This is a genomic window from Caulobacter sp. GW821-FHT11A05, from assembly GCF_058809015.1.
This window is the reverse complement of sequence record NZ_JBXASF010000018.1, coordinates 66,504-81,351: the sequence shown is the minus strand read 5'-3', so window position 1 is coordinate 81,351 and position 14,848 is coordinate 66,504. Positions and strand designations below refer to the sequence as shown.

Below are 14,848 nucleotides of genomic sequence, written 5' to 3'. Positions count from 1 at the left end.
TAGCCGATTTCGCGGCGAAGGGCAGGGGTCTTAGAGGACCGTCATGACGCCCCGCCGCAAGGCGGCCGCCGCCAGATCCTTGTCCAGGGTCGCGATCGGCAGCCCCAGGCGAAGCGCCAGTTCAAGGTAGGTGGCGTCGTAGGTCGTGAGGCGCTCGTCGCGGGCCAGCGCCAGCACGTGGCGATGCGCCGAGCCGCCTGCCTCATGGTCGAGCACGATTGGAAGGCGGCCGAGGCGGAGCACCCGGTCATCGACCTGGCCCGCGGCCAGTCTGCCGCGTTTCTCCGCCTGCAACAGGACGTTGGCGACCTCGAGTTTCCACAAGGCGGGCGCGTGGGCGCCGGACTCGACAACCTTGTCCAGCAGGGCCTCCGTATCGACTGTCGTCTCATCGTCGAAGCACCAGGCGAGGGCGACGGACGCGTCGATCACCCGCATCTCAACGACGGCCTTCGTCGCGCAACGCCTTCCAGGACAGACCGCCCAGGGAACTCTTCTTGCGCAGGGCGCGGAGTTCGTCAGCCGCCTTGCGCGCCCGCGCCGTGTCGATCGCTTCGGCGGCCACCAACCTTGCCACCGGCCGGCCATGTCGGGTGATCGTCACCTCTCCGCCGGCCTCGACTTGATCGAGCAGGGCGGAAAGCTGTGTCTTGGCTTCGAGAACACCGACCGAGGTCATGAAGCGGCTCCTGATCTGACCAGAATATAGACCAGAAATGGCTGGAGCGCTACCGCGCTTGACCGCCGGACGTCTTCGCCTTAGCCCACCGGCCCATGGCTACCCTCATCCTCCTCCGCCACGGCCAGAGCCAGTGGAACCTCGAAAACCGCTTCACCGGCTGGGTGGATGTGGACCTGACGGCCGAGGGCGAAGCCCAGGCGACGCATGGCGGCGCCCTGATCAAGGCGGCCGGCATCCATGTCGACAAGGCCTACACCTCGGTGCTGACCCGGGCCCAGCGGACGGGCGCGTTGGCGATGGCGGCGGCGGGGCAGGAGGACCTGGCCTTCACCAACGACTGGCGGCTGAACGAGCGCCACTACGGCGGGCTGACCGGGCTGAACAAGGCTGAGACGGCGGCCAAGCATGGCGAGGCCCAGGTGACCATCTGGCGGCGCAGCTACGACGTGCCGCCGCCGCCGCTGGAAGCGGGCGGGGAGTGGGACTTCTCGAAGGACGCGCGCTACGCCGGCAAGGCCATCCCCGACACCGAAAGCCTGAAGACCACCCTGGACCGGGTCGAGCCCTACTGGACCGCCGAGATCGCGCCGCACCTGAAGGCCGGCGAGACGGTGCTGGTGGCGGCGCATGGCAACAGCCTGCGGGCGATCGTCAAGCTGCTGTTCGCGGTGCCCGACAGCGACATCGTCGGGGTCGAGATTCCGACCGGCAACCCGCTGGTCATTGAGCTGGACGGGGATTTGAAGCCGACCTCAGCGCGGTATCTGGACGCGGACCGCGCGCAACCCTTGCCGGCGATCTGAACCACACTCCGCTCATCCCCGCGAGATGATGGATGATTTATACTATGTTGTTTTTTAACGAGAATTTTTGACCCAATATGCCTGTGTAGGAATTGTGTAGGTAGATTGTAGCCATCGACCCTACACAGATATCAATCCCGGCTCGTTCAGGCCAATCAATCGCGATCCTTGTCCACAAGGATCGCGCGCCTTCCCATCGCCTCCTGGCGCAAAGCTGGGCCAAACGGGGTCCTCATAGGCTGATCGGCCAATCCGCCGTCGCCACGCCAGCTGCTATGCGAAATCGGTCGAAGGCGGTACGCTCGCCTCTAGAACGCAGAGGCGGTCGATGAAATTTCCGCTTGTCATATACCTATCGCGATCCCGAGTGGCGGCCCTTCCTTCGAAGCAGAAGCGGCGACCTTGGTTCTCCCTGGATAGGTTGAAGGCCTCACTCGACATCGGATTAGCACCGAAGATTTCCGTTTCCGGTGAGTGGTCTAAGGATGGAATGGACGGGTCTCAGACACATGGCCAGTGGCCGCCAGCCGACGCTCCAAACCTCGTTGCAGAGATGGAGTCGATTTTAAGCGCGAGCGGTCGCATCGGCAGCGAGGAGGACCTGAGGAGGGGCAATGCATTTCCCACCTACAGAGTCTCTGGGCTGTTCAAGTTTGTCGGCGGTTGGGACTTGAATCGTCTTCTGACCGACCTGGAGCCGTCTCTGCCTGCACAACTTGTTGCATTCGGCACGGATCAACGGTTCGAGCTCTTCCTTTCTACCGAAAATCTCCTCGGCGTGAGGAACGTGGGCGGGACTAGGTCCTTTAACAGTTCGGCGGCCTCGGTGCTTCTGAGGTTCGCTACTGGGCCCGGCTATCCAATCACCGGGCTCTTCACTGCTGAGCGCGGCACTTCCGACGATGGCTTGGCGCTGCGTTCACTCTATTTCGTTTCGCTTTGGGACGCTCTCAGGCCTTGGGCAACAGACTATGCACCGCTGCTTGAGGGGCTCGAAGAGTCAGTGCGGGCCACCTATGGCCCCGAAGGTGGCAAAGCGGTCGGCGCGCGGCTGCCGTTTCCCGAGACCAACCCGCTGGTGAACAACAGTGAGTGAAGGACTCTCGTCCGACATTAATATTCCTCTGCCAGCATGATCGTCATCGTCCGACAGGTCCGCGCGTTGTCGGTGGGGTCCTCCGCGCCATGAGGCGTACCGCGCTCTAGGTAGTCGATCTTCCAAAACACCCGTGTCCCCTCGATGTCGAGCGAGCCAAAGTCATGCTCACCGTAGGGATCGTTGCCGGGCAGGAACTCCGCAAAGTTCATGGTGCCGACCAGCGCCGACCAGGTGAATTGCGGCCCCATGGCCTGCACGCCCTGCGTCACGAGCCATAGCCCGTCGAACTTCACCCGGCTGAGGTTTGGCCCCAGCCGTCGGAACTCGTCATTGAGGGCGGCGATGTTGGCGGACCGAGAGTTAGAGGGGGTCATTTCTGACCCCCGGCAGCTTCGCTGCGGATCTTTGAACCACAGCCACATGCGCAAAGGTGTGCGGCAGCACCATAGTGCTCCGCAACGTAGAGAACGCCGGGCTCCAGTACCTTCGGCATGGACTGGACGCGTTGGAGCCGGAAGGTCATTCGATCTCCACGTCGCCGACGTTCTTCATGTCGGCGATCTCAAAGAGCATATTAAAGAGCGGCTGGTCGGAGTGGTAGAAGCCGCGAATCTGCTTGTAGCGGATGACCGCCAAGCAGGCATTGAGGGCGTTCAACTCACCAATCTGGATGTTGGTTTTGTAGAGATTGTCCGGATCGCTAGTGACCTCGGCCCAACCTTTGTCCATCACCGCCTGGGCCTTGTCGGCCGGGAAGTAGGTCGTCCGCATCATCCCGTTGAGGCCAACGCCCTTGCGCTTCAGGCCCATGCCGACGTCGATGAAGGGGATCCCCAGTTCGATCAGCAGTTCGAAGATGACCTTACGTGCCGAACCTTTATCGACGCAGACAAAGGCGAAGGTGACGCCCGCCAGGTCGTCCTGGCTGGTGGCATCGATGTACTTCGCCTGGAGATTCAGGCCATGGCGGAAGTTGGTGTACCGCTCTCGGTAGACCTGCGCCTTGGGCTGCTTCAGTTCCTCCTTCGTCAGCCGGCCGGGCGCGCGGAAGGTGTTGTGGACATGGAAGACATCCCCGTCGAAGCCACGCACTTCCTTCACCGGCGTCTTGACCATGAAGTCGAGCAGGTAGGCCCCGGTCCCGCCAAGGCCGATGACGGCGACCACTTCGTCGTCGAACTTCGCGGCGAGGTCGCCGATGGCCGCGCGACTGGTGAGCGTGTCCTGGAATTTGAAGATCGGGTGCGCGCCGCCGCTCGCCACCTCGCGGAACGTAAGGGGGTCATCACCGAACTTCTCCATGGCCGGCCCACCGAGGACCGCCGCGTAGGTTTCGACCTTTTCGAACAAGTCGACGTAGTCGCGGAACTGGCCGTTGGGCTTGGGCTTGTGGGAGAACTGGAAGTTGACGACAACGTCAGCGCTCACGTCGCTCAGCGTGAGCGTCGCCGCACCCGCCCCAAGGTTCGGGATCGGCTGGCCGTCCGTGCCGTGGGGCAGGTCGCCGGCCCACCAGACCTGATGGTTGTCCATGCGCACGCTGAACTCGTCTTCGAAGACGAGCTTTGCGACGATGGCCCCCCGTTGCGACGCGCCGCTGGCGTCAAGGTGGGGGATGTCCCGCACGATGAGGTACGGGCGGCGGGACGCTGCAGCATTGGGTCGACAAGCGATATCTCGCAAATGCTGGTCTCATCGAGGTCCATATCTACGACGCCGACGATCAGGTTGCTCCGAAATACAAAGCCCAGGTCGATGCCGTGAATGCGCGGGGTACAAGCGACATCGGCTTTCTGACCAGCAAACGAGAATTGGAAAATTACATTCACCCGGATGCAATTCTTGCCGAATTCGCTTGCAACATCGCCGTCGACGATTGGTGCGATGTCCCCGACCTGGTGGCCGAACAGGTTCACGTGGTAGGCGGCGGTTTGGCCGCCTGGATCGACGTTGACGAGGCGGCGAAGGGCAAGAAAGTCGGTAAGGCGAAGAAGCGGCTGAATACGAGCGCTATGGCTCGAATGACGCTAGCCCACCTGCAAGCACGTGATGCAGCTGGTGATGTTTTGTCTTGGCTCGGTGCGATCCGTGATCGGGCGGGAAATTAGCCCTCCTAGCGTTGGATAGGGCCAGGCGGCGGATTGCGCGCCGGTGAGGCCAAGGGCCTTTGGGCAGGACTGCATCCGGCTCATGCTGGTTTGAAGCCTGCAGTTGGACAACGTCGCAGAAATTGGACTGGAGCCACATCGGCCATTGCGGCTTCGAAGAATTCGCGAGAACTAAACAAAGGCCCCAATTAGAAATACCAAACACGGCACCTTGGAGAGCCGGCCATGGCCACTCGACAGCTTGATCTTACACAGCTCGCCGCAAACCTGAGATCGTCCGGTCGCCACACCAATCTGGCCGCAACAATCGAGCGGCACATGCACCGCGCCTCCCGCTTTGCCGATCTGCTGCACGCAGCAGAACTGACAGATTTGCTGTCAACATTGAGGGAAGAGACCGGAGCGGGGCGGTTTACGGGATTGGATCGGGACGCGATCAACGCCCAAGGGGCAATCCTCGCTCAGGCGATAATTTTGTATGCTAGGTCGACGACACAAGGGGATAAAGGGCGGCACCAACAGCTGAATATTCAGAAGGGACTGACGCCCGCTCAGCGCCGAGACCATGCTGAAATTTTAGAAGTGCGAGACCGCGTAATCGCCCACTTTGACGCAGAAGAGAAACAGGATTGGCACAGCGACCGCCTTGTCCTCCTCAAGCACGACAATGGCGATTGGGAGTACGGCGCTCCATATTCGAGGACCACATACCGAGCTGACATACATCAAAAGCTGAAGTCGCTCCTCGGTACTGTTGTGCCACACGTAAAATCTGCGAATAGCCAGGCCTTAAACATCCTCAACAATGCGCTCGAAGCCGCTGTGCGAGGCGATCCGTGCCTGGATGCGGAAATTGATGCCATACCGTTTGACCGCACCGCCTTCTACGGCTCTAGCCCGCAGGCGGAGGAGATAGGGAGCATCTTGGACAAGGGGGATGCCGGCGAACAAATATGGAGCGCGGTGAGCAGAAGCTGAAAGTTGTAGAGCTGATCCACCGACCCAGTGAAAACATTTTCGATAAGAATGAACAAGAATTCGCAACAAATATTAGTGCGGATACTATGAAGTCACTTGCTAGTGTGGTGGGCCTTGGCTACTTTGCTTCTAATTGTCATACACGTTTCTAAATTGCGTTAAGTTTACCATCAATATTGAGGCAACATTTCTGACTATGAGACAGTTGACGATGCGATAGTCGCGCTGGCACAGATTTCACGATCTGGGGAGGCAGCACTCTCGGCTGAGGAGCTTGCCGAACTTATCAGAGCGGCGGGACCGGTGCTGTCGGCCGTAGTTGAATTGCGCAGTCAGGTGCGGGCAGAGCCGGCAGGGCCAGTGGAGCGGCGCGCCCCTTATCCGGGTCTGCGCAAAGCGCCCGATCCGATCGGCTTTCTCAAAGACGCGTATGGAGAGGAGATCGCGGCCGGACGCCTAGGGCCCGGTCAGCTCAGCATTGTGGACAATCGGCTGTATAGCGCCCTTCGCACACAGCTGCGAAAGGATCACCAAGGGGAGTCTATGCGGGGGCTCTTCGCCGAGGCAAGGACCATGCACATCACGACGCCCACCAAGGTGGCGTCATCGAGTTGTACGATCCGAGCGGCAACGCTGCGCCAGCCTGTGCATCCGCTGAATTGCTTGCCAATTGCGCGAGCCAGATGGCGCAACTCTAATGCCGCGCCGAGGCAGACCACGATTTTGCCGATTAGCGACACTGTCTCCACAGACAACCCAACTCTCCATCGCAGGGCAGCTTCTGTGGGATCGTTTGGTCGCTAGAATTTTGGACGACGCATCCGACCGACACAGCGAAGCCGCTGTCTCATTCGAAATGCCGTCGTCCCAGGGATGGTCAGGGACCGCGGGCTCTGAAGGAATAATTCCTAACTCCTAGCTCGACCGAGGAGCCCAAAAAACAGTAGGCGGAGCCATCCACATTCCGCCTAGTGTCCGACCAGGAAAAGCCTGGTTCGGCCCGAGCACAGCGCCCGGGTGGTACAACCAAAGCGCCTAGCCGGGGCGATGGTTCCGAGCAACTGAGCTAGGTGCCGAAGAGCCACCGCAAAGGAGGTCGCGTCGCAAGGTGGGTGGCGCAACTCATGACGATGGCGATCATCTGCCCCCGCTGACGCGGGCAGCCTCTTAGCAAACAGGGTGTCGGGGCGCGGCCCCTGACCTGGGCTACGGGACTGGTCCCGTTCCGGTGCCCCGCGCCGGACCCTCCGTCGGGGTGAAATGGGGGTGACGTAAATCCCCTCCCGACCCCCACCGCCAATGTTGCGGCGATGCACCATTGGCGGATTTCCGACGCCGCACTCGACCGATGGGCGAGGAGAAAGTTGGGTGCACATCCGCAGGATGTATAAGTGCACACATCCAGACTTTCTTCCGTACCGTCGCTCGGCAGGCGTTGGTCACGCATGGGGGTTGGGTATGGCTATCTATCACCTCCGGCTGAAGGTGATTTCGCGGTCGCTCGGTCGGGCCTCTGGCCCGGGCGGGGCGACCCGACGTTCTGCGCTTGCCGCTGCCGCGTACCGTTCGGGGGAGCGGCTCTTCGACAATTCGCAGGGCCAATGGTTCAGCTACGACAAGCCGGACGTGGTCCATACGGAGATCCTCTACCCGGCTGGCGCGACCGTCGCCTGGGACCGCCAAACACTGTGGAACCTCGTTGAGCGGTCGGAGAAGCGCGGCGATGCCCAGCTGGCGCGAGAGGTGGAGATCAGCCTGCCGAGGGAGCTTCCCCGGACCGAGCGGATCGACCTCGTTCGCCGGCATGTGCAGGAGCACTACGTCGCCAAGGGGATGGTCGCCGACATCGCCGTCCATGAGCCGGAGGCTTCGGACGGGCTCGAACAGCCACATGCGCATGTGATGCTCACCATGCGCCGGCTGGACCCGACGACACCGACTGGCTTCTCGGCGAAGAAGGAGCGCGACTGGAACGAGCGCGAGGAGGTCATGGAGGCGGTAAATGAGGCGCGCAAGCGCTTCAACGATACCGGCCTCGAGGTCGACCGGGACGCCCTTGAAGTGGCCGAGGCGCTGCGCAACGTGAACCAGTGGCGCGCCGCCTGGGCGGCCGACTGCAACCGCGCGCTGGAGGCGGGCGGGTCCGAGGCGCGGATCGACCATCGCACCCTGGAGAAGCAAGGCATCTTCCGCATGGCCGAGCCCTATCTCGGCCTGGCCAAGCACCTGATCGAAGGGGCGTACGATCATATCCGCCTGCGGGTCGCCGCGTAGAGGATCGGGATGGAGTTGCGCAGCACCTGGCGGGTGGCGTCCTCCCAGAAGGCGTCGCCGGAACGGCCGGCGTTCGGGTTGGTGAGGCGCGCGGCGTCGAGGATGCGCATCAGGCATTCGACGACGCTGCCCAGGCCGGCCATGCCCTGGCGGGCGATTTCATAGGTGATGAAATTGAAGCCGCCGCCATGCTCGCCGAACAACACGACCGAGTTCGCTCGGCCGTGCTTCTTCGCGTAGCGAAGCCACAGCCCGACCTCGTCGGGCTTGGCGGCGAGCACCAACCCGCCCATGCCGGCGCGCAGGTAAGCGGCAGCCAGCGCCTGACCGCTGCCGCTCGTCTTGCCGGAGCCAATGCCGCCGAAGATGTGCACGCCCTGGCAGGCGTCGCGCAGGGTGAAGCGGTCCCCTGACGACAGCTGCAGCAACGGCGTGTCGAGCTTGCTGACATACCCCATCCTCTCCATCCTGCGATGGCTCTGGCTATCAGCCAGGATGGCGGCCGGGGAAGCTGTCATCGGCTATCGCAAGGGACGTGCGGAGGCCCTGGCCGAATACGCCGAGCGCAAGGCGCAGCGGGAGCTTGGCGGGTCCAACTAGCCGCGCCCGGCCATCGGACCCCACACCCGCTGCGCGAAGGCTCGCTCCTCCTGGCCGACGGCTTGCTGATAGATGGCCGTCGTCTGGGGCTTGGCGTGCCCCATCCAGCGCTGGGTCAGCGTGGCGGGAACGTTGTTCTCGGCATTGGCGATGCCGAACCCATGGCGCAGGCCCTTCGGCGTGGCCTGCGGCCCGGTGATGCCGGCGGCCCGCATCACCGCTTTGACCCGCCGCCAGGCGGTCTGGCGGCTCCAGGGCCAGAGCGGCGCGGCGGGCCTCGTCCCACCGGGCATGGCGACCAGTTTCGCCATCAGCTCTGCGGGCACCGGCACGGCGCGGAAGATACGCTTCCGCCGCTTCAACGTGCGGAAGATCACCCGGCCGGTCTCGGCGTCGAGGCGGTCCGGGGTGAGAGCCAGCGCCTCACTGAGGCGGCAGCCGGTACAGGCCAGGAGCCAGCAGAAGGCAAAGCCCTCGCTGTCGAGCCCGGCGGCGGCGTCGAAGAACCGCCGCCGCTCGCTGTCGCACAGGTACTTGCGGTGTCCCTGCGGATCGAAGAGCCGCGTGACATCCGCATCAAACGTCAGTCCCGTCACTAATCCTCGCTCCCGCGCAACCGTATGGGCCATACGGTTGCAAGGGGTCACTGCCTAAGCAGCGAAGTTTGTTGAGTTATCTTGAAAGTCCTCGCCGACGAGTGACTTTCGGTCCCGCCACATAAACCAATACAATCAACGGTGAATTCAGCAATTCCCGCAACCGTATGGCCCATTTTGTAACTTCGACCGGTCGATTTCTCGATCCGGTGATGCAAAATGGCCAAGGTGAGCTTGTTCGTGGTCGCTCTGGCGGTCGCGGCTCTGTCGGCGACAAGCGCCGAGGCGCAGCCGGCCTCACCTTCAAACCGGCCCGCCTACCAGATGCTCTACGAGGCGGCGATGAAATGCTTCATCGCCAACGGTATCGTTTTTGGCGATCACCGTGACGCCGGCGACCGTGCCAAGGCCGATTATTACGAGCGACAAGCCGCCCATTCGTTCGACATGGCGTTTCAAGCAGGACGCAAACTCGGCCTCACCGATCCGCGCATTCAGAGCGATTTCGACCAGACCCAGTCCCGTGAGCTTCCGCTTATGCTGCGCGATAGTGGCTACTTCAAAAAGGTCGCGACCGATTGCAAGGCGCTGAAGCTCATGTAGTCGTCAAGCGCGCCCCTGGCTTGCCGCCTTCCCGGACCCGCTTGCTGTGACAGTGCGGATCGCTTCACCGCTGTCGCCGGGGGCCATGCCGCTCTCGCGGATGAGGCTAAGCAAGTCGGGCGGCAAGCTGGCAGCAGCACCGCTGCCAGTTTCCTCTACAGCCGCAAGCCGTTCTTCCCGCTGCGCAGCAACGCCACCGTTGCGCTCGCTCGCCAGCGCCAGTTGTTCCTCCAGCGGACCCTTGGCCGCCTCCAATCGCGCCAGGCCTGGGCGGTAGTCCGGGCTGCGGTCGGCGCCATGCGCGCCGGCATCGCGCAACTGTTCTTCCGAGAGCTTGAGGGCGCGGAGATTGCTCTCCGGCGTATCCTCGGCGAGTGCCTGCTCGATGGCGACGCGGCGCTCGGCCTCGCGTTTCCGGTAGGCCTCTTCTTCCGCCGCCGAGGCGAAGGTGAGGTAGGGATCGAAGATTTTCTTCTCATAATAGTCGTCGACGAACCCGGAAACCGTCCGGTGCGCGGCGGCGCTCGCGGCATGCAGTCGTGCGTCAGCCGCCTTCGTTGAAGCGGCGGCGGCAGCTTGCGGCAGGGTCGCCTGGGTGGCGGCCACCGCCGCGAACACCTCGGCCCGAAGGGCGGCCAGGCCGCCGGGGCCGGCGTTCGCAATACGGTGCTCAAGCCTGCCCAGGGCGTGGCGCTGCGCTTCGGCCATGGCGAGTGCGTCCGAGCCGACCCCGAGGGCTGCGCCGTCTCGCATGTTCTCGATGAAGAGGGTGAGCCCGTCCTGCGCTCCCGCCAGCTTGGCGGTCAGCTCGTCGCGGAGGCTAGCCTCCGCGTCATCGGCTCTTGGCCGATGACGGTCGTCTGTAATCTCGGCGTCGATAGACTACCTGCATCCTGAGTTCGCCCCCACATTACCATGGCGGTCGTTAAGAACTCGTTAACCAACATGAACGCGATGAGTCCGGCCCGGTGGCGTTAAAAGCGCCCAAAAATTGTGCGGAGTAAAATAATTCACAGCTGATCCACAGCAATTATCGCCCCTCGTGCGGGCCGCTGCGGGACTTCCTCCTATCAACCTTTTCCGAGAAGGGCACCGGAGGCGTCTGATCGGGCTCCCGAGGGATGAGCTTTGCGCGCGGAGCGATCTCAACTATTGGTTCATATAGTTTATCGAGTTGTTTAATTTTCTTGCCAGGCATGTGGTTACTCCAAAATTAGTCTTCCTTCTTTTCAAATCTACATTAGCATTGTAAAAAATTTACTGCGGGTTTGCAACAAAACATTGCTCTAGTGTTACCACTGAGGCGGCTAGATCGTGTCGCAAAACCTCCAATTTCGCCAATAAAGGCGACACATTTTGCTCGCATTGCAATCGCATGCTCTCGTAACCATATTCAGCGTCGGCTGACTTGCGGCGCTGACGGGCCCGCGCGGACCATCGGCGGGATGCTGACCCAAAAACCACAGTTATTTGGGATCGAAATTTGGCCGGCTGACGTTCTCACTCATCTCTTGCTTAGGAGTGCAGAGCCCGCATATACACACTTTTACGTGAGTCCCTCGCTCGGCGGGGGGCCGGAGGTTACGGTTGTGAAGAAGACGCAAGCTCCCCAAGGCGAACTCTATGAGCCGAAGGTCGAGATCGCCCCTCGGGGGCCGATCCCCCCGCTCGAAGAATCTGCGGCTTATAAACCTCTCGCCAACAAGCGTGATGCCGATTTGCTGGACGCCAAGGCGCGCTTCGGCGCCCAAGCCCAGGCCGATTTGCGCGAGCGGCACGACCGTCTCGTTGCATCTATGTTAAGCCGGAAGTAGCTTGGCGCATCATACAACTTGAAAGCGCAGCGGACTGACGATAGTCGGTAAGAGACTGCGCTGCTCGGGGGGCACTATTGTCATCGTTTTTTACGGATCGCGCGGAAGGCATTCGCCTTCTCGAAGAGCAGCTTCTTGAGCTATCCAAATCACATGCACGACGCCTCCAGGTACCCTTGAGGCTCGAGCCCAATTTGGTCGTTCAGGCCTACGACGCCGCGATCAGCACGGCGATGTTCCACAAGATCGACCTCAAGGAACTGAGCCACCGCAAAGAGCTGGCTCACTTGGGTTTTTGGGTTGCCGAACTGAAGCCTATTACGATCAGCCCGCCGCAGCGGCCGCGCTATTTCGTAGAAAAGGCCACTTTAGCCATCCAAGAAGCCGTTCAAGGCAACACTGCGGCTCTCACACAGGGGAGCAGCCTTGTCCGCGCAAACAGAAAATACACTGCGGCCGAAGACAAGTACGTACAGACTGCAGCGTTCCCGATCTGCGAGTACATCGCCATGGAATTCATTCAGTCGATGATGAATTCCGAGTTCCTGCGAAAGCAGTCGAAGGTCAAAGATACCGGTATCACCAAAATGCATGCCGAGCGGAACGAATATTTCAGTTCCGTGATGATGGACCAAGAAGTCTTCGGCGATATCGTGAGCGGGCTGCGTTTTCACATTTTTACGCCAAGATCCTTTGCAACGTTAATCGAAGCCGTTTTCGCCTTCCAGGGGGGATAGGTGTTCACTCGTCTGCTACTCGTAGTGGCTGGCGTGCTCTCGATGGTTCCGGGCCTGTTTCTCGGTAGCCATTTTGAGGCCTATTACGTGGTGCTCGGCGCTGTGCAAGTTGCAATTGCTGGCCTGTTCGCATTGCGTGGTCGAAAAGACCAATTCAACATCTCACAGCGTGACCCCAAGTGGGTGGTTACTTTTCGCAATTTTATTGCCAGTGACGTCAAGCTGTCTGCCTTCTACGGTATTCTCGGTGCGCTAGCGGTCGCCGTCGGCGTTGTCTTCCATCCGGCTGAGCAAAGTGGGGTGCCGCACCACAAAGCGGAGCCCCCGCCACTCAACCAAACAGTGCCAGGTCCAAAGGGGCCAACGAACGAAAAGGGGGTTGCGACGGTCGATCCGCGTGGCAACAGCGATCGGAAGAAGCCCTGAGCCTATCGGCCGGCCTAAGAAGGGGCGGCTTGCGCCGCCCCTTCGACCTAGCGATTCCACAGCAAGCTGTGTTCGCCATCCTCGCCCTCGAACAGCGCCGCATAGATCGGCGCGGTGAAGCTGGGATCATCCAGCTTGATCGAGACGAATGAGCGCTTGTCCTTGCTGATCTTGTTCCAGCCCGCGCCGACCTCCAAGTCGCCAGCGTAGACCCGGAAGTCCGGGGCGCTCTTCGCCGTCGTCTTGACCGGTCGAATGGTCACCCGGGCGGTGATCGCCAGGGTGGCGATGGTGCCGGTGAAATTTTTGCCGTCATGCGTGAAATTGCCGATATTCATAGTGTCCTCCTTTGGTTGCCGACGCCGCACCGCGCGGCCTCGTATGCGCATCCTCAGGAGCCGCGGGAGCGGCGGGCTCACGCCGCAGGCGGTACGTGAATTTTGCAGCGAAGCGGGCGCGAGGAATGGCGTAGCCAGGGGACAATTCTCGTTGAACCCGACGCCCAAGGCCCCACCTTGCGCGACTTACGAGGACGCCGTGTGGCGGCGAAATCCAAAGGCTGGCCAGGACGATTTCCGGCAATGCCCGTGATGGCACAGACCCTCGCGTGCCCTTGCGCCCATGACGAGCGGCTGGAGGAGTTTACCGAGCAGGCCGATCCTGCAAGGCGGCTCGCTTCCGCGCCTGACGGCTTGTGCAGCTCCGCCCCGCGTGGCGGTGCAAGCAGCCTGTTCCGAACCGGCCAACTGCTCGGTCGGGCCTCCTCATCCGTCGCGCATGGCGCGCGCGGGCAACAAAGGAGGATCTATGACATGCACGGACATCAGCACAGTAATCGGCGCGCTGGCCGCCTTGGTCGCGGCGCTCTCACGGCTCGTATGGGCGATAAGGCGGCGGGTTTAGGGGCTCGCCGTCTGGCGGCGAGCGGAGCGCCAACGTGGGCGTACTATTCGCAGGGTGGGGTGAGAGCGCCTGCTTTAGCCGCCCAGGCTGGGCATAAAAGACCCCCTGCGCGAGGCTGTCGCAAACAGGGGTCATTTTTCGTCCAAGCCAACAGGACTCATCAGTGCCCGGGACTCAGCCGAAAAACAGAACGCCCCAGTGGAAAAACGACGGGGTGAGATATCCGACCGCCCAGTGGATCAAGATTGTTCCAACAGTGGTCTTCACTCTCAGGCTCCCAAGTTGAAACACAACCTCGGTGCCACCCAACGCATTCACTAGGGAAAAAAGCCGAGTTCCGTAGGCGGCAACCCGTTTTCGTCGCCGAGCTATTTGGCGGGAATTGGGACGCCGTCGTTGAGAACATGGGCCTTCGTCCATGTTTGCCTCCTTCCGGTTGATTGCCAGTCGGGAGGAAGCAGACACTCTCGATATCGAGGTGGTGATGATTGTGGCGCGCCACAATGCCATCTGCCCGTGTTAACGCTGATGTGACTGATCACCGGTCGCCGGATGTAATGAAAGATGATCGACCCAATCGCCAGCGACCGGGCACTCAACAGGTTCGGCGTCCCGACCTGTCTTCATGTGCCCATTGGCGCGGTCAACGAGCAGGCGATCACCGACTATGTGGGGGATATCGTGCAGGTGCTCTCCGGGCGCGGAGCCCGCACGGCGTTCCTCGTCAGGGCCCACCCGGCCCCGCCAATCGACACCCAATATCCCATTTGGGATCATCCCAATTCGGCGATCTTTCACCAACCTCTCCAGGTGTGGGTGCACCGGGCCTACGGCCGTTATCGGCGAGCCTACCGCCGGGCATTTCCCGACAAGGATATTCAAGACCTGGTGCTGAGCCACGCCCTGAACCGCCGCATCGCTGAGCTGAAGGGATTCGACTTCATCCGGCTGACGCCGACCTCGCGCGCGGCAAATTCCAGCAGCGCCTTTTCAGAAAACTGGGGCGCCGCGCTGCATAGCGAGGACTCCCAGATGAAGGCCAACCGGCGGCTGGGCGCATTCGTCCAGTACGCCGATCTCACCGACCTCATGCTGATGCTGGACATGAGGCTCGGCGGCGGCGTCATGGACGCCGTGAATGAGGGAAGCAAACTGATCAAGCCGCGCCCGGCGGGCGCGTGATTGAGCGAAGGCCTTGCTCTGCCCATCCCAGATGCCGGCGGCA

19 protein-coding genes are annotated in these 14,848 nt (G+C 61.6%); 10 read left to right on the top strand and 9 right to left on the bottom strand.

The genetic code is table 11. The features are described from left to right. Window positions 1-30: 30 nt before the first annotated feature. Entirely contained in the window at window positions 31-432 is a 402-nt protein-coding gene (locus AC1RSK_RS21250; RefSeq protein WP_492909684.1) for a type II toxin-antitoxin system VapC family toxin, read from the bottom strand. Between the two features lie 7 nt (window positions 433-439). Next, the gene (locus AC1RSK_RS21245) at window positions 440-679 is read right to left on the bottom strand and encodes a type II toxin-antitoxin system Phd/YefM family antitoxin (RefSeq protein WP_492909683.1); all 240 of its coding nucleotides are present in this window, start codon (window positions 677-679) and stop codon (window positions 440-442) included. A 95-nt stretch (window positions 680-774) separates the two neighbouring features. Here AC1RSK_RS21245 and gpmA point away from each other — a divergent pair, with 95 nt between their 5' ends. Continuing rightward, window positions 775-1,485: a 2,3-diphosphoglycerate-dependent phosphoglycerate mutase gene (gene gpmA / locus AC1RSK_RS21240; RefSeq protein WP_492909682.1), complete on the top strand. Its 711-nt coding sequence runs from the start codon at window positions 775-777 to the stop codon at window positions 1,483-1,485. 328 nt (window positions 1,486-1,813) lie between these two features. Next, complete coding sequence (locus tag AC1RSK_RS21235) at window positions 1,814-2,581, top strand: hypothetical protein (protein WP_492909681.1); 768 nt, start codon at window positions 1,814-1,816, stop codon at window positions 2,579-2,581. 17 nt (window positions 2,582-2,598) lie between these two features. Here the strand turns inward: AC1RSK_RS21235 and AC1RSK_RS21230 are convergent, their stop codons facing one another. The 3 genes from AC1RSK_RS21230 to AC1RSK_RS21220 are packed head-to-tail and all read right to left on the bottom strand — an operon-like array spanning window position 2,599 to window position 4,267. Next, complete coding sequence (locus AC1RSK_RS21230) at window positions 2,599-2,958, bottom strand: DUF3768 domain-containing protein (protein WP_492909680.1); 360 nt, start codon at window positions 2,956-2,958, stop codon at window positions 2,599-2,601. After that, window positions 2,955-3,077, bottom strand: a complete 123-nt coding sequence (locus AC1RSK_RS21225) for a ubiquitination-like system serine protease family protein (RefSeq protein ID WP_492909700.1) — start codon at window positions 3,075-3,077, stop codon at window positions 2,955-2,957. Before AC1RSK_RS21225 ends, AC1RSK_RS21230 begins: the two co-directional genes overlap by 4 nt. A 26-nt stretch (window positions 3,078-3,103) precedes the next feature. Beyond that, window positions 3,104-4,267 (bottom strand): ThiF family adenylyltransferase, encoded by a 1,164-nt coding sequence (locus AC1RSK_RS21220; RefSeq protein ID WP_492909679.1) that lies wholly within the window; start codon window positions 4,265-4,267, stop codon window positions 3,104-3,106. A 77-nt stretch (window positions 4,268-4,344) separates the two neighbouring features. On the opposite strand from AC1RSK_RS21220, the gene AC1RSK_RS21215 reads away from it, so the two are divergent. From AC1RSK_RS21215 to mobQ, 3 genes are all read left to right on the top strand, one after another. Then, the gene (locus AC1RSK_RS21215) at window positions 4,345-4,692 is read left to right on the top strand and encodes a hypothetical protein (protein ID WP_492909678.1); all 348 of its coding nucleotides are present in this window, start codon (window positions 4,345-4,347) and stop codon (window positions 4,690-4,692) included. A 225-nt stretch (window positions 4,693-4,917) separates the two neighbouring features. After that, complete coding sequence (locus tag AC1RSK_RS21210; RefSeq protein ID WP_492909677.1) at window positions 4,918-5,670, top strand: hypothetical protein; 753 nt, start codon at window positions 4,918-4,920, stop codon at window positions 5,668-5,670. Window positions 5,671-7,128: 1,458 nt separating this feature from the next. After that, complete coding sequence (mobQ, locus tag AC1RSK_RS21205) at window positions 7,129-7,944, top strand: MobQ family relaxase (protein ID WP_492909676.1); 816 nt, start codon at window positions 7,129-7,131, stop codon at window positions 7,942-7,944. Here the strand turns inward: mobQ and AC1RSK_RS21200 are convergent. Continuing rightward, window positions 7,917-8,402: a hypothetical protein gene (locus AC1RSK_RS21200; RefSeq protein WP_492909675.1), complete on the bottom strand. Its 486-nt coding sequence runs from the start codon at window positions 8,400-8,402 to the stop codon at window positions 7,917-7,919. The genes mobQ and AC1RSK_RS21200 overlap by 28 nt on opposite strands. 138 nt (window positions 8,403-8,540) lie before the next feature. Beyond that, entirely contained in the window at window positions 8,541-9,140 is a 600-nt protein-coding gene (locus AC1RSK_RS21195; RefSeq protein ID WP_492909674.1) for a tyrosine-type recombinase/integrase, read from the bottom strand. 219 nt (window positions 9,141-9,359) lie between these two features. Here AC1RSK_RS21195 and AC1RSK_RS21190 point away from each other — a divergent pair, with 219 nt between their 5' ends. After that, a complete protein-coding gene (locus AC1RSK_RS21190) occupies window positions 9,360-9,743 on the top strand; it encodes a hypothetical protein (protein WP_492909673.1) in 384 nt (127 codons plus the stop codon). A 3-nt stretch (window positions 9,744-9,746) separates the two neighbouring features. Here AC1RSK_RS21190 and AC1RSK_RS21185 read toward each other — a convergent pair whose 3' ends face one another. Further along, window positions 9,747-10,451, bottom strand: a complete 705-nt coding sequence (locus tag AC1RSK_RS21185) for a hypothetical protein (RefSeq protein WP_492909672.1) — start codon at window positions 10,449-10,451, stop codon at window positions 9,747-9,749. 881 nt (window positions 10,452-11,332) lie between these two features. Between AC1RSK_RS21185 and AC1RSK_RS21180 the strand changes: the two genes are divergently transcribed. From AC1RSK_RS21180 to AC1RSK_RS21170, 3 genes are all read left to right on the top strand, one after another. Next, a complete protein-coding gene (locus tag AC1RSK_RS21180; protein ID WP_492909671.1) occupies window positions 11,333-11,557 on the top strand; it encodes a hypothetical protein in 225 nt (74 codons plus the stop codon). A 194-nt stretch (window positions 11,558-11,751) separates the two neighbouring features. Beyond that, the gene (locus AC1RSK_RS21175; protein ID WP_492909670.1) at window positions 11,752-12,294 is read left to right on the top strand and encodes a hypothetical protein; all 543 of its coding nucleotides are present in this window, start codon (window positions 11,752-11,754) and stop codon (window positions 12,292-12,294) included. Beyond that, window positions 12,295-12,720, top strand: a complete 426-nt coding sequence (locus AC1RSK_RS21170; RefSeq protein WP_492909669.1) for a hypothetical protein — start codon at window positions 12,295-12,297, stop codon at window positions 12,718-12,720. A 47-nt stretch (window positions 12,721-12,767) separates the two neighbouring features. Here AC1RSK_RS21170 and AC1RSK_RS21165 read toward each other — a convergent pair whose 3' ends face one another. Next, window positions 12,768-13,058 carry a DUF736 domain-containing protein gene (locus AC1RSK_RS21165; protein ID WP_492909668.1) on the bottom strand — a complete coding sequence of 97 codons (291 nt, stop codon included), beginning with the start codon at window positions 13,056-13,058 and terminating at the stop codon, window positions 12,768-12,770. Window positions 13,059-14,187: 1,129 nt separating this feature from the next. Between AC1RSK_RS21165 and AC1RSK_RS21160 the strand changes: the two genes are divergently transcribed. After that, window positions 14,188-14,805 carry a hypothetical protein gene (locus AC1RSK_RS21160; RefSeq protein ID WP_492909667.1) on the top strand — a complete coding sequence of 206 codons (618 nt, stop codon included), beginning with the start codon at window positions 14,188-14,190 and terminating at the stop codon, window positions 14,803-14,805. The last annotated feature ends 43 nt before the right edge of the window (window positions 14,806-14,848 follow it).

Bases quoted from the DNA above. Each gene is read 5' to 3' on its own strand.
- AC1RSK_RS21200 (WP_492909675.1), bottom strand. From the start codon at position 8,402: ATGGGGTATGTCAGCAAGCTCGACACGCCGTTGCTGCAGCTGTCGTCA.
- AC1RSK_RS21185 (WP_492909672.1), bottom strand. From the start codon at position 10,451: ATGGCCGAAGCGCAGCGCCACGCCCTGGGCAGGCTTGAGCACCGTATT.
- AC1RSK_RS21165 (WP_492909668.1), bottom strand. From the start codon at position 13,058: ATGAATATCGGCAATTTCACGCATGACGGCAAAAATTTCACCGGCACC.
- gpmA (WP_492909682.1), top strand. From the start codon at position 775: ATGGCTACCCTCATCCTCCTCCGCCACGGCCAGAGCCAGTGGAACCTC.
- AC1RSK_RS21210 (WP_492909677.1), top strand. From the start codon at position 4,918: ATGGCCACTCGACAGCTTGATCTTACACAGCTCGCCGCAAACCTGAGA.
- mobQ (WP_492909676.1), top strand. From the start codon at position 7,129: ATGGCTATCTATCACCTCCGGCTGAAGGTGATTTCGCGGTCGCTCGGT.
- AC1RSK_RS21225 (WP_492909700.1), bottom strand. From the start codon at position 3,077: ATGCCGAAGGTACTGGAGCCCGGCGTTCTCTACGTTGCGGAGCACTAT.
- AC1RSK_RS21160 (WP_492909667.1), top strand. From the start codon at position 14,188: ATGATCGACCCAATCGCCAGCGACCGGGCACTCAACAGGTTCGGCGTC.
- AC1RSK_RS21190 (WP_492909673.1), top strand. From the start codon at position 9,360: ATGGCCAAGGTGAGCTTGTTCGTGGTCGCTCTGGCGGTCGCGGCTCTG.
- AC1RSK_RS21235 (WP_492909681.1), top strand. From the start codon at position 1,814: ATGAAATTTCCGCTTGTCATATACCTATCGCGATCCCGAGTGGCGGCC.
- AC1RSK_RS21230 (WP_492909680.1), bottom strand. From the start codon at position 2,958: ATGACCCCCTCTAACTCTCGGTCCGCCAACATCGCCGCCCTCAATGAC.
- AC1RSK_RS21245 (WP_492909683.1), bottom strand. From the start codon at position 679: ATGACCTCGGTCGGTGTTCTCGAAGCCAAGACACAGCTTTCCGCCCTG.